Raw genomic sequence first — 14,799 nt, 5'->3', positions numbered from 1 at the left:
GCAGCAGTGAGCCGCAAGCAGACGATCGAGGACCTCCTGCCCCTGACCCCATTGCGAAGTGGCTCACCGATGTTGAGCGACTTCGCAATGGGGTCGGGTCCGCGCGCGGACCCGACCCCGGCTCCGCGCCCCTGGCCGGGTTCGTGTCTCAGGCGGCGGGGAGCGCGGCCAGCAGGCGGGCCCGCAGCACACCGGCCCGCTCGGCGAACTCCCGCTGTGCCTGGACGTACTCGTGCCGGCCGTCGACGGTCTCCACCCGGACGGGCGGATAGCCCAGGTCGGCGAGGTCGTACGGCGAAGCCCGCATGTCCAGCGTGCGGATTTGCCGGGCCAGGGCGAAACAGTCGGCGACGAGTTCCGACGGCACCAGTGGGGAGAGCTTGTACGCCCACTTGTACAGGTCCATGTTGGCGTGTAGGCAGCCCGGCTGCTCCTGGGCGTGCTGCGTCTCCCGCGTCGGGCGCAGCACGTTGAGCGGCCGGGCCGGCGCGGTGAAGAAGCGGTACGCGTCGAAGTGGCTGCACCGTACGCCGCGCTCCTCGACGACTGCGGCGGTGCGCTCCGGGGTCAGCCGCAGCGGCCAGGCGTTGTGCCGGACCTCCTGCTGGCTCTGCCGGTAGACCATCGCCCACTCGTGCATCCCGAAGCAGCCCAGGTGCGTCGGCCGCCCCGCGGTCGCAGCCAGCAGAGCCGTGATCCAGCGCACCGAGTCGGCGCGCCGGGCGCGTACCGCGTCGGTGTCGAGGGTGACCCCGACGGGGAGGGCGTGGTAGTCCGGGCCGAAGTCGGCGGGATCGGCGTCCCGCAGCACCACCCCCGCGCCCGGATGCCACCGCCGCAGCTGAGCCGGCCGGCATGAGTAGTAGGTGAAGAGGAAGTCCTCCACCGGGTGCTTCTCGGCACGGCGGCGGCGGGCCAGGTGAGGGGTGAGCCAGGCGTCCACCCGCTCCTCGTGGGCCCGGCGGCGGGGCCCCCAGGCAGCCGCGTCGAGCACGGCGGGAGCGAGGGCGGCGGTCACGGACCAAGGGTACGACCGCCGCCCGCCCGCCGGTCAGGGCACGTCCACCCGCACCCCGGCGGAGAAGACGCCACTGCGCAACTCCAGCAGCTGCGGCGCCTCGCGGCCGTTGACGGTGAAGACCAGCGGCAGCACCAGGCGGCTGCCCGCGGCCATCGGCTCGGCGAAGACGTCCCGCCCCTGGTTCGCCCCCCGGGTGGCCAACTCGTCGGTGGTGACCCAGTTGCCGTTCGCCAGGTACGCCCGTTGCAGCTTGCCGTGCCAGCTCTGATGCTCCGGGGTGAGGTTGCGTACCCCGACGGTCGCCTGGCACTGCCGCGCGCCCTGGCCCGGTTCGCAGATCATCCGGTAGACGGTGAACTCGAACGCGTCCTCGCGCAGCGGCACACCGAGCCCACCGGTCACCCCTTTGCCCTTCCAGGCGCCGCTGGTCGGCTGGCTGTCGGTGTCGATCTCGGTGACCCGCTGGGTGGCGGTCCAGGCGGCCGCGCCCACCGTGCCGGCCAGCACCGTCGCGGCCACCGGCACGATCAGCCAGATCGGCGGGGTGCGCCGGCGGGCCGGCGAGCGGGGCGTGGCCGGGCGGGGATAGACCGTGCCCGGCCCGTCCGACGCCAGCGCGGCGGCGACCGGCCGCCGCCGGTGCCGTCGCCAGGCGACGAGCCCGACGACGCTGAGCACCAGCAGCGCGACCGCGCCGGCCAGCAGCGCGGGTGCCTGACGACGCCACCCCGTCGGCTCCCGGGTCTCTTGGGTCGCGGCCTGCGGGGCCGTCCAGGTGGCGGTCGCGCAGTCGTACGGCTGCCGGCCGTCGCTGGCGAACGCGCACGCCGGCGCGGTCAGCGGCTGCTGCGCCGCGGCGGTGCTGAGCGTGGTGCCCAGCGTGGTGGTGCTGCGTGGCGGCAGCTTGAGCCGCCAGGTCACCTCGGTCGCCGTCGAGCCGCCGGGGCGTACCTCCCGGCCGCCGTTGCTGATCGTGGTCGCCGAGACGCCCTGCGGCAACTCCTGACGCACGGTGGTGTCCACCGGGGCGTTGCTGCCGTTGCGTACCTCGATGCGATACCCGGGCTCGGCGGTGCTCCCCGCCGCGACCGCCACGCTGATCTGCGGCTTGGCGGCCGGCGAGGCGACCCGGGTCGGGGTTGGCACCGCCGGCGGCGCCGACGGCATGGTGGGCTCGGGCGACGCCGCTGCCGCGTGGGGCCGGCCGGCCGCTGCGGCGTCCGCGGTGGTGGCCGCCGGCAGCAGCGGCAGGGCGGTGAGGAAACCGACGCAGTGCACGATCGCCGCGAGGGTCCTGTGGTGTCGTGTCGATGCAGGCATACGAACGAACCTCCGCAGCCGACGCTAGGTGCGGGGTCACGTCGTGCGGGTACGAAGCGGCGAATCCGGCCCCACCGGTGATCGTCACGGGTAAGCTGCGGCACCCGCTCCCCGGGCCGGACTAGATTGGCCTGGTGCGTATCGCTCGTTTCGCTCATGCCAAGGGAATGTCGTTCGGGGTCGTCGAGGGGGAGCCGGAGGCGGGCCCGCAGGGGCTCACCATCGCCGAGATCTCGGGCCACCCGTTCGGCCAGATCAGTTTCAGTGGCGTCCGATGGGCGCTGTCCGACGTTCGGCTGCTCTCGCCGATCCTGCCCAGCAAGGTGGTCTGCGTCGGTCGTAACTACGCCGAGCACGCCGCCGAACACGGCAACGAGGTGCCGAAGGAGCCGCTGCTCTTCCTCAAGCCCTCCACCTCCGTCATCGGTCCCCGGGACGCGATCCGGCTCCCGGAGTTCAGCAAGCAGGTCGAGCACGAGGCGGAACTGGCGGTGGTGATCGGTGCTCCGGGTGCCCGCCGGGCGGACCGGGCCGCGGCGGAGCGGGCCATCTTCGGCTACACCTGCGCCAACGACATCACCGCCCGGGACCTCCAGCGGGCCGACAGCCAGTGGACCCGGGCCAAGGGTTTCGACTCGTTCTGCCCGATCGGGCCGTGGATCACCACCGGCCTCGACGTCACCGACCTGGAGATCCGCTGCGAGGTGGGGCGCGACCCGGAGGAGATGGAGGTCCGTCAGCTGGGCCGGACCCGGGACATGGTCTTCGACGTGCCGGCCCTGGTGTCGTACGTCTCGCATGTGATGACGCTGCTGCCCGGCGACGTGGTGCTGACCGGTACGCCGGCGGGGGTTAGCCCGCTCACGGAGGGGGATACGGTGACTGTTCGGATCGAGGGGATCGGCGAGTTGACCAACCCGGTCGTGTCGGCCACCTGATCCGGTCAGAGTCCCTGTTTCCGCAGCTCAAGGGCGGTTTCCGGAACTCGATTTGGCCCGTCGGTGCCGGGAGGGTAGAGTTTGATCCCGGCGCCGCAAGGGGCCAATGGGGTATGGGGTAATTGGCAGCCCAACTGATTCTGGTTCAGTTAGTCTAGGTTCGAGTCCTGGTACCCCAGCGCAACCGAGATTCGTAAGAATCGAGGTCGCTGGATTCTGGTGGAGTTCAGCACCGGTGCTCCGAAAGGGGTTCGGTCGCTAGGTCTGGTAGAGTTCGGCGACACCACCGCACGGTGGTGTCGCAATAGGTTCTGGCCCCGTCGTCTAGCGGCCCAGGACGCCGCCCTCTCAAGGCGGTAGCGCCGGTTCGAATCCGGTCGGGGCTACCACACCAAAGCCCGCCGCGCCTCCGGCCCGGCGGGCTTTTCCATCTCCTTCACTCTCCATGGAGGTTTGGGGGTGGGTGGGGCTAGAGGCCGGAGAGGCGTTGGCCGGCTCTTACGACGGCCATGGCGTGGCGTTCGCCGGGGCGGCGGCCGAGGCGTTCGATCGGGCCGGAGATGCTGATGGCGGCGATGACCCGGCCGGTGCGGTCGCGGATCGGGGCGGAGACGCTGGCCACACCCGCCTCCCGTTCGGCCACGCTCTGGGCCCAGCCTCGGCGGCGTACCTCGGCCAGGGTGCGGCCGGTGAACTTCGAGCGGGGCAGTAGCGGCATCACCGCCTCCGGCGGCTCCCAGGCGAGCAGGATCTGCGCCGCCGAGCCGGCGATCATCGGCAGCACCGAGCCCACCGGGACGGTGTCGCGCAGCCCGCTGGCCCGTTCGGCGGCGGCCACGCAGATCCGTTCGTCCGCTCGGCGCAGGTAGAGCTGGGCGCTCTCGCCGGTGGCGTCGCGCAGCGCGGCCAGCAGCGGCTCGGCCGCCGTCAGCAGCACGTCCGGCGCCGCGTTGGCCAGTTCGCCGAGGCGCGGACCGGGACGCCAGCGGCCCTGGGTGTCCCGGACCAGCATCCGATGGATCTCCAACGCCTGCGCCAGCCGGTGCGCCGTGGCCCGGGGCAGCTTGGTGCGTTCAACGAGTTCGGCCAGGCTGGCGCCGTCGACACAGGCGGCCAGGATGACCACCGCCTTGTCGAGAACGCCGACACCGCTCATACTGTGTCCCACAAGCCGAAATTTACCTCCCAGAATTTAGGATGTCCAGATGGTGGGAGTCACTCCTGAGTCGAGGACCCTGGCCGAGAAGGTCTGGGACGCGCACGTCGTCCGGTCCGCCGATGGTGAGCCCGATCTGCTCTTCATCGACCTGCACCTGCTGCACGAGGTGACCAGCCCGCAGGCGTTCGACGGGCTGCGGCTCGCCGGCCGCCAGGTGCGCCGTACCGACCTCACGCTCGCGACCGAGGATCACAACACCCCGACCGGGTACGCCGACCCCTCGTTCCAGTCGCGCCGTGGCGACCTGCTCACGATCGCCGACCCCACCTCGCGGACCCAGATCGAGACGCTGCGCCGCAACTGTGCCGAGTTCGGCGTGAAGCTGCACCCGCTGGGCGACGAGAACCAGGGAATCGTGCACGTCATCGGCCCGCAGCTCGGCCTCACCCAGCCCGGCATGACCATCGTCTGCGGCGACTCGCACACCGCGACCCACGGCGCGTTCGGGGCCCTGGCGTTCGGCATCGGCACCAGCGAGGTCGAGCACGTGCTGGCCACCCAGACGCTGCCGCAGGCCCGACCGAAGACGATGGCGGTCACCGTGAACGGCCGGCTCGGCCCCGGCGTCACCGCGAAGGATCTGGTGCTCGCCCTGATCGCCAAGGTCGGCACCGGTGGCGGACGCGGGCACATCGTGGAGTACCGCGGTGAGGCGATCCGGGCGCTGTCCATGGAAGGGCGGATGACCATCGCCAACATGTCCATCGAATGGGGCGCCAAGGCCGGCATGATCGCGCCGGACGAGACCACCTTCGCGTACCTGCAGGGGCGGCCGAACGCCCCGACCGGCGCCGACTGGGACGCGGCGGTCGCCTACTGGCGGACGCTGCCCACCGACGAGGGCGCCACCTTCGACGCCGAGGTGACCCTGGACGCCGCCGAGATCGCGCCGTTCGTCACCTGGGGCACCAACCCCGGACAGGGCGCGCCGCTGGGCGCTGTGGTGCCGGACCCGGACGACTTCGGCACCGAGCCGGAGCGGGCCGCCGCCCGCCGCGCACTCCAGTACATGGACCTGCGCCCGGGCACGCCGCTGCGCGACCTCGCCGTCGACGTGGTGTTCGTCGGTTCCTGCACCAACGGCCGGCTGGAGGACCTGCGGGCCGCCGCCGACGTGCTACGCGGCCACCAGGTCGCCGACGGCGTACGCATGCTGGTGGTGCCCGGCTCCGCCGCCGTCCGCGAGGCCGCCGAGGCCGAGGGGCTGGACAAGGTCTTCACCGACGCCGGTGCCGAGTGGCGGTTCGCCGGCTGCTCCATGTGTCTGGGCATGAACCCGGACACGCTCTCCCCGGGGCAGCGCTCGGCCTCGACCTCAAACCGGAACTTCGAGGGCCGTCAGGGCCGGGGTGGGCGTACCCACCTGGTGAGCCCGCCGGTCGCCGCCGCCACCGCCGTGACCGGCCGGCTGGCCGCCCCCGCCGACCTGTAGAAGGGCTGCGACAGATGGACAAGTTCACCGTGCACACCGGCACAGTCGTGCCGCTGCGTCGGTCCGACGTGGACACCGACCAGATCATCCCGGCCGTGTACCTCAAGCGGGTGACCCGAACCGGTTTCGCCGATGGGTTGTTCAGCGCGTGGCGGGAGGATCCGGGATTCGTACTCAACGATCAATCATATTCGGGCGCGTCGATTCTGGTGGCCGGGCCGGAGTTCGGCACCGGGTCGTCCCGGGAGCACGCCGTGTGGGCGTTGCGCGACTTCGGCTTCCGGGTGGTGATCTCGCCCCGCTTCGGTGACATCTTCCGGGGCAACGCGCTCAAGGAAGGTCTGCTTCCGGTCGAGCTGGAATTGAAAGCCGTCGAGCAGATCTGGGGTCTGGTCGAGTCCGACCCGACCACCGCGGTCACCGTCGACCTGACCGCCCGGCAGGTCCAGGCCGGCGGCTCCACCTGGTCGTTCCCGCTGGACAACTTCAGCCGCTGGCGGCTGATGGAGGGCTTGGACGACATTGGACTCACCCTCCGGCACGAGCCGCAGATCGGCGCCTTCGAGGCCACCCGGCCGCCCTTCCTGCCCCGGGTCGCGTAGCCGTTCGCCTCGGTCCGCAGCCGATTTCGCCCCCACCGGTGCCACCGGTGGGGGCGAATCCGTTACGACACAAGGGCTTTTTTCCACCGAATGTTTGTGTCCCGGCAGCACAGGGCATACCGTGCGCGCAGAATGGCTCGCGTCGAGTCAGTTGCACAATCAGGAGGAAGTCGTGAACAAGGCCGAGCTCATCGAGGCGCTCGCCGTTCGCCTGGGGGACCGGAAGACGGCGACGGCCGCGCTCGACGCCGTCCTCGCTGAGGTCCAGGCGGCGGTTACCAAGGGCGAGAAGGTGGCAATCACCGGTTTCGGAGCGTTCGAGAAGCGTGTACGGGGCGCCCGAACAGCCCGCAACCCGCGTACGGGTGAGGCGGTGAAGGTCAAGAAGACATCGGTTCCGACCTTCCGCCCGGGCGCCGGGTTCAAGGAGATGGTGGCCAGCGGCAAGGTGCCGAAGGCCACGGCGGCGGCGAAGAAGATCGCCGCGGCCGCCGCCAAGACCACCGGTGCGAAGGCGACCGGTGCGAAGGCGACCGCCGCGAAGGCGACCGCCGCGAAGAAGACCGCCGCGACGAAGACCGCAGCGGCCACGAAGACCGCGGCGGCGAAGAAGACCACCGCGACGAAGACCGCGGCGGCCAAGAAGACCACTGCGACCAAGGCGACCAAGACCACCGCGACCAAGAAGACCACCGCGGCCAAGAAGACCGCCCCGGCGAAGAAGACCGCCGCGGCGACCAAGGCCACCGCGGCCAAGAAGACCGCGACGGCCAAGAAGGCCCCGGCGAAGAAGGCGCCGGCCAAGAAGGCGGCAACCCGGCGCTGAGCCGGCCGTACGTCGAAGGCGCCCGCCACTGCGGCGGGCGCCTTCGACGTGTTCTGCGTACCCGCGGCCTGTCGCAAGGGAAGCGGATCGTTGACCCGGGCGGCGCCAGGCACCCAGAATCGCCGCACCACCCCTCGGCGAAAGAGGTACCGTGCTGCGCCACCGCCACCTCAGTACCGCCATCCTGGCCTTCGGCGTCGTCGTTCTGGTGGATGTCCTCCGAGTCTTCCTGCCGTCGGTCATCACCATTTTCGGGCAGGCCGCGTCGACGCCGGCCGAGTTGCTCGGGGCGTTCGCGCTCGGCTGGTTCGTGCTCGCGCTCGCCGCGCCGGCGCTCATCGGGCGGGTCGGCGCCCGCCCCGTCGGCCTCGCGGCGGCAGTGGTGCTGGGCGCCGCCCGGCTCGCCCTCACCGCTGGGCCTGGCGGCCGGACACAGCTCTGGCTGGCCACCGCCGGCCTGCTGGCCGGTCTGGTGTGGCTGGCCGCCACCGCGGCCCGGGTCGCGCGACCGGTGCCCGGGCTGGCGCTCGGGCTGACTGCCGGCGCGCTCGGGCACGCCCTGTTCGGCATGCACGACGTGGTCTGGTGGGATCGGTGGGAGGCGTGGGCGATCAGCGTCGGGCTGGTGGCGCTGCTGGTCGGCGGGGAGGTTGCTGCCGCCCGCGGCCCGGGGCCGACGGCCTCGGCGTCGGGCGGCCGGGCCTGGCTACTTGCCGGGCCGGCGCTGCTGCTTGGCGGCATGGTCGCGCTGTCACCGGCGGTCGCCAGCACCGCGATGTCGTTCTGGTACGGCGAGTCCGGAACCGCCGGACCACCCCCGTTCGCGCTGGCCCCCCTTGCCATGGCGGTGGCGCTGTTCGTGTTCGGCGCGCTGACCCCACCCCGCCTCCGGTGGCGCCTGCTGCCGCCGGTGTCGCTGCTGGCCGGTGCCCTGCTGTTCGGGTACGGGCCACCGCCGCTGCTCACCATCGCCATGCTGCTCGCCGCGGCGGGCCTGGGCGGCTGCCTCGCCCTGGCCGGCACCGCACCGGATGCCGCCGACGGCACCGGACGGGCCGCGTCCCGGCGGGCGTACGCGGCGGTCGGCGGGATGCTCGTCTTCGCCGTCGTGTCGGTGCTGTACTACGCCGCCTACGACCTCGGGTACCCCAACGGCTGGCTGCCCGCCGTGGTGGCCGCCCTGACCGGCGTGGTCGCGTCGGGTGGCCGCCTCCGGACGCCGCAGGTCGCGGCGGAACCCCCCGGCACGGCGGGGCTGCCCGCGGGGCCGGTGGCGGTGCTGGCCGCCCTCGTCGCCTTCGCCGCCGCGTGGGCGCACGGGCCGTGGCTGGTGGCGAGCAACCGGGAGGGGCCGCCGGAGCAGGTACGGCTGGTGGCGTACAACATTCGGATGGGCTTCGGCCTCGACGGCCGGCTCGACCTGGCCGCCCTCGACCGCGCGGTCGGCCGGGCCGACGTGGTGCTGCTCAGCGAGGTCGACCGGGGCTGGCTGCTCAACGGCGGCCACGACACCCTGCACCTGCTCGCCGCCCGGCTGGAGATGCCCTACGTCTTCGCGCCGGCCGCCGGCCCGCTCTGGGGCGACGCGGTGCTCAGCCGCTGGCCGGTGCAGCGGGCCCGGACCCGCCCGCTGCCCGCCGTGGGCGCACCCACCGGGGCGCAGGCGCTCGGCGTCACGGTCGACTTCAGCGACGGCGTACGGCTGGCCGTGGTGAGCACCCACCTGCAACCACCGCCCGGCGAGGATCCGGTCGTCCAGGCCCGCGCCGTCGCCGAGTTCGCCACCGGGTACGCCGACGGTGTGCCGCTGGTGGTCGCCGGTGACTTCAACACCGAGCCGGGCGACCCGGCGTTCACCGCGCTCACCGACGCCGGCCTGGTCGACGCGTTCGCGTCCGTGCGTCCGCTGCCCACCAGCCCGGCCGACGACCCGCGGGAGCAGATCGACCACATCTTCGTCTCACCCGGCCTGGTCGCCACCGATCCCGTCGCGGTGCGCAGCACCGCCAGCGACCACCTGCCGGTCGCCGTCACCCTCACCCTGCCGACCAGGGCGTAGCCCCTTTGCTCTGGCTCAACGGACGCAACGGCTGTCGCTGGTGACCGTTGCGCGGGTTGAGGCAGAGCAAAGGCGCCGGTGCGGTGCTTCTCTTCCCGCTCCCCGGATGAAGCCCCTCAGAGTCGGTCGGCGGCGATGAGTCGGTCGCCGGTGAAGGCGAGCAGCCAGCCGCCGCCCTTGCCGGTGGTGTAGTCGGCGCACTGCCCGGCGAGCCGTTCCAGGGCACCCGGGATCACCTTGCCCTGACTGCACACGGCGACCGGCTCGCCGGCCGCCGCCAGCGCGGTCAGCCGCGCCGCGGCGGCCAGTACACACTCGTCGGGCTGCTGGCCGGCGCGCGGCTCGTCGAGGTCGCCGCTCACCTCGATCGGCAGGTCCAGCGACGCGGCGGCCGGGTCGAGGGTCTGCACGCACCGGCGCGGCGACGCGGAGAGCAGCCGGGCCGGGCGGATCAGCGCGATCAGTGGCGCCAACGCGTACGCCTCGGACCAGCCCCGGGCGTCCAGCGGCCGTCCCGCGTCCGGACCGGACCAGGCCAGTCGATTGCCGGCGTGCCCGTGCCGGACCAGCACCATCGTCGCGGTGACCCGGGGCAGTGCGGCGAACGCGGCCAGCACCTCCGCGTCGTGTGGGTAGCTGACCAGCTGCATCGCCTCGTCCACGGCCAACCAACGCACCTCGTCGACCTCGGTGTCGGGCTCGAACCCGCCGGTGCCCACCGCCCGCATGGACCAGTAGTCGACCAGCTTGAGCCGGCCCTCGCTGCGGTACTGCACGGTCGGCAGCCGTAGCTCGGGCACCGCCTGGGCGTCGGCCTCCTCGGCGACCTCCCGGGCGGCGGCGAGCAGTGGATGCTCGCCCGGTTCCAGCTTGCCCTTCGGCAGTGACCAGTCCCCGTACCGGGGGCGGTGCACCAGGCACACCTGGCAACCGCCGTTCGTGGTCCGCCGCCACACCACCCCGCCGGCCGCCCGGATCGCGGTCACGCCAGCCACCGGGTCCGGCGCCGCCGGGTGGCCCGCCGCCAGGCGTACGGGAAGTCCGCCCGGACCCGGCGTACGGCGGCCCGCTCGCGCTCCAGCAGCCGACCGGCGGCCACCGCCAGCTGGTGGTCGGCGGGCCGCTCCTCGGCCACCGCCCGCCAGGTCTCCGCGGCCACCGCGGCGTCCTGGTGCTCGCCGAGCAGGTTCTGCACCTTCGCCAGCGCCCGGGCCAGCTTCGCCGCGTCGCCGCCGAGCACCGGGGCGACCGCGGTGACCGCCGATCGGGCCTGCTTGCCCTGCTTACGTACGGCGTGCCACTGCTCGTCGGGCCCGGCCGGGTCGAGCGTTGCGACGCCGCCCGGCCTGCTCGCCGTGCCGGCCAGTTGCCGCCATGGGCGGGCCACCAGCCGGGGCAGCACCCGGCGGGCCGGCGCGTCCGCCCGTGGCGTGAGCCGTGGCGCGCGGGCGGCCAGCACCAGCGCGTCCACCAGGGCCAGGTACCGGGGTGAGCGCAGCGCGTCGTCGACGGCGGCCAGGGCCTCCTCCTGCCAGCCGGCCAGCACCGCGTCCAGCCGGTCGACCGCCGCCGGGTCGACCGGGCTGACCGGGTCCGCCGCTGCGGTGCGGCGCAGCCGTTCCCGCAGCACCTCCGCGTCCCGGGCCGCGCCCAGCGCGTCCGCCAGCCACTTCAGCTCGGCCCGCAGCGGCCGGGCCCAGGCGGGACGGACCAGCGGGCCGAAGGTCTTCAGGTCGCTGCGCAGCCGCCGGCAGGCTACCCGCATCTGGTGTACGGCGGTGTCGTCGTTGCCGACCGGCGCGCGCAGCCGGACCAGCGGATCGTGTGCCAGCAGCCGGCCCGCCTCGCGGCGGACCGCCTCGGTGACCACCGCCGCAGCGCTGGGGTCGGCCGGCAGGTCGGCGGGGGCCACCAGGTCCGGCTCGCCGGTGGCCGCCCGGCCGAGCGCGCGTACGTGTTTCGGGGTGAAGTCGCCGCCGCGCGCGCCCGCCGCCCGGAGCAGCTCGCCGATCCGGTCGAGCAGGTCGCGCTCGCCGGCCCCGCGTTCCACCTCGACCTCGCGGAAGCCGCCCGTGCTGGCGCCGTCGGCGTCGAGCACGGTGACCCGGTCATCGACCACCTCGGCGAGCACCGTGCCGGCGTGGTCCACGATGTCGTGACCGTGCCGGACGGTGCGGACCACCGCCACCGGGGCCAGCGGTGCGCCCCGGTGGAAGACGGTGACCAGCTCGACCAGCTCCGCCGGCGGCACCGGGCCGGCCGGGCCCGCCCGGGAGATCTCGTGCCGGATGCCGGGGCTGTCGGTCGGCAGCTTCACCGTCCATGGCAGCTCGTCACCCTGGCGGTGGCGCAGCGACACGCCGGCCCGGGCCAGCCGCAGGTCAACCGTGTCGAGGTAGGTGGCGACGAGGGTCGCCGGCGGCCGAACGCGGACCGTCGCGCCGGCCGGGGCGGCGGGGGAGAGGTCGGGCAGGAGCCACTCGGGCTGCACGGCGAACTTCCGTTCCTCCTCGACCATCTGCCCAGCCTATTCCCGCGCCGCTCAGCCGGCCGTACTGCCGACGCGACGCAGCAGCATGTTCTGCAGGTGGGCCAGTGGCGCCTCCGGGGTACCGGTACGCCGGGTCCAGGTGCCGTCGCCGCTCAGCTCGAACGCGTCGATGTCGGGGCTCATCGCGGCGCCGAGGACCTGGTCCAGCTCGGCCCGCGCCACCGGGTCGCTCACCTGGACCAGCGCCTCGACCCGCCGGTCCAGGTTGCGGTGCATCAGGTCGGCCGAGCCGATCCAGAACTCGGCGTCGCCGTTGTTGCCGAAGCGGAAGACCCGGGAGTGTTCCAGGAACCGGCCGAGGATCGAACGGACCCGGATGTTCTCTGACAGACCGGGCACCCCCGGACGTAGCGTGCACATCCCCCGGATGATCAGATCGACGTGCACGCCAGCTCGGGACGCCCGGTACAGCGCGTCGGTGATCTCCTCGTCGACCAGCGCGTTCACCTTGAACTGCACGAGCCCCGGCATGCCGAGCCGGACGTGCGCGATCTCGCGTTCGATCCGCTCGATCAGGCCGCTGCGGATGCCCTGCGGCGCCACCAGCAGCCGCCGGTACGCGGTCTGCCGGCTGTAGCCGGTGAGCACGTTGAACAGGTCGGTCAGGTCGGCGCCGATCTCCGGGTCGGCGGTGAGCATGCCGAAGTCCTCGTAGAGCCGCGCGGTCTTCGGGTGGTAGTTGCCGGTGCCGATGTGGCAGTAGCGTCGGATCTGGTTGCCCTCCTGGCGTACCACCAGGGCGGTCTTGCAGTGCGTCTTGAGACCGACCAGGCCGTAGACCACGTGGCAGCCGGCGCGTTCCAGGGTCCGGGCCCAGCCGATGTTGGCCACCTCGTCGAAGCGGGCCTTCAGCTCCACCAGCACCACCACCTGCTTGCCGGCGGCGGCGGCGTCGACCAGTGCGTCCACGATCGGCGAGTCGCCGCTGGTGCGGTAGAGCGTCTGCTTGATGGCCAGCACGTTGGGGTCGGCCGCAGCCTGCTCGACGAAGCGCTGCACGCTGGTGGCGAACGAGTGGTACGGGTGGTGCACCAGCACGTCCCCGTCGCGCAGGGTGGCGAAGACGCTGCGCGGCACCTCGCCCTCGGTGAGCCGGGGGTGGGTGGCCGGGACGAACGGCGGGTCCTTCAGGTCGGGCCGGTCGGCCTCGCCGTACAACTGCCACAGGGCGGAGAGGTCGAGCAGGCCGCGGACCCGCAGCACGTCCTGGGTGTCCATGTCCAGCTCCCGGACGAGCAGCTCCAGCATGTGGTCGGAGATCGACGCGGCCACCTCCAGCCGCACCGGCGGGCCGAACCGCCGGCGGGCCAGCTCCCGCTCCAGGGCCTGGAGCAGGTCCTCGTCGCGATCCTCGTCCACCTCCACCTCGGCGTTGCGGGTGACCCGGAACAGGTGGCACTCGACCACCTGCATGCCGGAGAAGAGCTGGCCGAGGTGGACCGAGATGAGGTCCTCCACCGGCAGCATGCGGACCCCGGGCTGGTCCCGGTCGACCCGGACGAACCGGGGCACGTTGTTCGGCACCTTCACCCGGGCGAACAGTTCGGGCCCGCCGTCCGGGTCGCGTACCGACACGGCCAGGTTGAGCGACCGGCCCGAAATGTACGGGAAGGGGTGGGCCGGGTCGACCGCGAGCGGGGTGAGCACCGGGAAGATCTGCTCCCGGAAGTAGGCACGCAGCCGCTCCCGCTCGGCGTCGCCGAGGTCGGCCCAGCGCAGCACCCGGATGTCCTCGGCGGCCAGCTTCGGCAGCACGTCGTCGACGGAGCAGGCGGCGTGCCGGGTCACCAGGGTGGCGGCCTTCTCGGCGATCAGCTCCAACTGGGTACGCAGCGGCAGCCCGTCGCCGCCGCGTACCGGCAGGCCGGCGGAGAGCCGGCGCTTCAGCCCGGCCACCCGGACCATGTAGAACTCGTCAAGGTTGCTGGCGAAGATGGCCAGGAACTTGGCTCGCTCCAGCAGCGGATTGCGCTGGTCCTCGGCCAGTGCCAGCACCCGGGCGTTGAAATCGAGCCAGGACAGCTCCCGGTTGAGGAACCGGTCCTCCGGCAGGGGGCGCGCGGTCGCCGACTGGTCCTCGGCGGGTTCCGGCAGGCCCGGCTCGGCGACCGGGTCCAGCACCTCCTCCAGGCCGGCCGAGCCGGCCGCCGGGTCGGTGCCGGCCACGTCGTCCGGCATCGGTCGGGTGGCCTGGAACCGCCCGTCGGCCCCCCGGGGGCGGCCTCCGTTGCGGCTGGTGGGGTCGTCGGTACCGGCAGGGCTGGCGGGGCGTTCGCGAGGGGTGCTCACCCGCTCATAATCACCCGATTCCGGTTAACGCAAAATGAACTTGGGCTGGGTACGTCAGGACATCGTCGGCAGCGTCACGCGGACGACGTCACCGTCGGCGTCGGTTTCGACCCGGACCCGCTGACCGAGCCGGAGCAGCCGGAGCCCGGAGGCGTCGAACGCCCGAGCGGGGAAGGACAGCTCGGTGCCGTCGTCGAGCAGCAGCAGCCCGCTGCGGGTCGCCGCGTCGAAGGTCGCCACCGTGCCCTGCATGTCCAGCACCGTACACCTCAGCGGGCGAGGCAGCCGGCCAGCGCCGCGGTGCGTGGCCCGAGCCCGAGCCGGAGCGCCGCGGCCAGGTCGCCAGCGGTGTCGACGTCGCGGCGCAGGCTCGGCCAGTCTCCGGCCAGCGGGTGCGCCCCGCTGGCCAGGTGCGCCGCGGCCGAGTCAGGCCCGAACCGCGGGTCCAGCGGGACGCCCGGCGGCGCGGCCAGCAGCACCGTGCCGGTGCCCGGTGCGTCGGCCACGAACCGGCGTACGCCCGGCGGGCCGGCCTGCGCCGC

The 14,799-nt window shown here is 73.1% G+C and carries 12 protein-coding genes, 2 tRNA genes and 1 pseudogene; 7 read left to right on the top strand and 8 right to left on the bottom strand.

Annotated features, from left to right (window positions below):
* Window positions 1-148 precede the first annotated feature (148 nt).
* Window positions 149-1,018 carry a 3-methyladenine DNA glycosylase gene (locus tag AB0M52_RS17730; protein WP_363954470.1) on the bottom strand — a complete coding sequence of 290 codons (870 nt, stop codon included), beginning with the start codon at window positions 1,016-1,018 and terminating at the stop codon, window positions 149-151.
* 33 nt (window positions 1,019-1,051) lie between these two features.
* A complete protein-coding gene (locus tag AB0M52_RS17725) occupies window positions 1,052-2,341 on the bottom strand; it encodes a hypothetical protein (RefSeq protein ID WP_363954468.1) in 1,290 nt (429 codons plus the stop codon).
* Between the two features lie 134 nt (window positions 2,342-2,475).
* Between AB0M52_RS17725 and AB0M52_RS17720 the strand changes: the two genes are divergently transcribed.
* From AB0M52_RS17720 to AB0M52_RS17710, 3 genes are all read left to right on the top strand, one after another.
* The gene (locus tag AB0M52_RS17720) at window positions 2,476-3,279 is read left to right on the top strand and encodes a fumarylacetoacetate hydrolase family protein (RefSeq protein ID WP_363954466.1); all 804 of its coding nucleotides are present in this window, start codon (window positions 2,476-2,478) and stop codon (window positions 3,277-3,279) included.
* 107 nt (window positions 3,280-3,386) lie between these two features.
* Window positions 3,387-3,458 (top strand) — tRNA-Gln (locus tag AB0M52_RS17715).
* A gap of 134 nt (window positions 3,459-3,592) precedes the next feature.
* A tRNA-Glu gene (locus AB0M52_RS17710) sits at window positions 3,593-3,668 on the top strand.
* A gap of 80 nt (window positions 3,669-3,748) precedes the next feature.
* On the opposite strand, the gene AB0M52_RS17705 is transcribed toward AB0M52_RS17710, so the two are convergent.
* Complete coding sequence (locus tag AB0M52_RS17705) at window positions 3,749-4,435, bottom strand: IclR family transcriptional regulator (RefSeq protein WP_092373513.1); 687 nt, start codon at window positions 4,433-4,435, stop codon at window positions 3,749-3,751.
* Window positions 4,436-4,484: 49 nt separating this feature from the next.
* Here AB0M52_RS17705 and leuC point away from each other — a divergent pair, with 49 nt between their 5' ends.
* The 4 genes from leuC to AB0M52_RS17685 all read left to right on the top strand — a co-directional run bounded on the left by leuC (window position 4,485) and on the right by AB0M52_RS17685 (window position 9,417).
* Window positions 4,485-5,930 (top strand): 3-isopropylmalate dehydratase large subunit, encoded by a 1,446-nt coding sequence (gene leuC / locus AB0M52_RS17700; RefSeq protein ID WP_363954462.1) that lies wholly within the window; start codon window positions 4,485-4,487, stop codon window positions 5,928-5,930.
* Between the two features lie 14 nt (window positions 5,931-5,944).
* The gene (gene leuD, locus AB0M52_RS17695; protein ID WP_363954460.1) at window positions 5,945-6,532 is read left to right on the top strand and encodes a 3-isopropylmalate dehydratase small subunit; all 588 of its coding nucleotides are present in this window, start codon (window positions 5,945-5,947) and stop codon (window positions 6,530-6,532) included.
* A 172-nt stretch (window positions 6,533-6,704) separates the two neighbouring features.
* Window positions 6,705-7,358 carry an HU family DNA-binding protein gene (locus AB0M52_RS17690; protein WP_363954472.1) on the top strand — a complete coding sequence of 218 codons (654 nt, stop codon included), beginning with the start codon at window positions 6,705-6,707 and terminating at the stop codon, window positions 7,356-7,358.
* A 151-nt stretch (window positions 7,359-7,509) separates the two neighbouring features.
* Window positions 7,510-9,417, top strand: a complete 1,908-nt coding sequence (locus AB0M52_RS17685; RefSeq protein WP_363954458.1) for an endonuclease/exonuclease/phosphatase family protein — start codon at window positions 7,510-7,512, stop codon at window positions 9,415-9,417.
* A gap of 116 nt (window positions 9,418-9,533) precedes the next feature.
* Here AB0M52_RS17685 and AB0M52_RS17680 read toward each other — a convergent pair whose 3' ends face one another.
* The 5 genes and pseudogenes from AB0M52_RS17680 to AB0M52_RS17660 form a co-directional block, all read right to left on the bottom strand.
* Window positions 9,534-10,412, bottom strand: a complete 879-nt coding sequence (locus AB0M52_RS17680; RefSeq protein WP_363954456.1) for an NUDIX hydrolase — start codon at window positions 10,410-10,412, stop codon at window positions 9,534-9,536.
* On the bottom strand, window positions 10,400-11,935 hold the full coding sequence (locus AB0M52_RS17675; RefSeq protein ID WP_363954454.1) for a CYTH and CHAD domain-containing protein: 1,536 nt from the start codon (window positions 11,933-11,935) through the stop codon (window positions 10,400-10,402). The genes AB0M52_RS17680 and AB0M52_RS17675 overlap by 13 nt, the downstream gene beginning before the upstream one ends.
* Window positions 11,936-11,959: 24 nt before the next feature.
* On the bottom strand, window positions 11,960-14,257 hold the full coding sequence (locus tag AB0M52_RS17670; RefSeq protein ID WP_363954452.1) for an RNA degradosome polyphosphate kinase: 2,298 nt from the start codon (window positions 14,255-14,257) through the stop codon (window positions 11,960-11,962).
* Between the two features lie 54 nt (window positions 14,258-14,311).
* A complete protein-coding gene (locus tag AB0M52_RS17665) occupies window positions 14,312-14,509 on the bottom strand; it encodes a cold-shock protein (RefSeq protein ID WP_199523991.1) in 198 nt (65 codons plus the stop codon).
* A gap of 17 nt (window positions 14,510-14,526) precedes the next feature.
* Window positions 14,527-14,799, bottom strand: a pseudogene (locus AB0M52_RS17660) (2-phospho-L-lactate guanylyltransferase); the annotation flags it as partial.

Origin of the sequence: Micromonospora sp. NPDC051296, assembly GCF_040682255.1 — a bacterium.
GTDB lineage: Bacteria > Actinomycetota > Actinomycetes > Mycobacteriales > Micromonosporaceae > Micromonospora > Micromonospora craterilacus.
The sequence above is the reverse complement of the archived record's forward strand: the minus strand, read 5'-3'. Positions and strand labels throughout refer to the sequence as shown.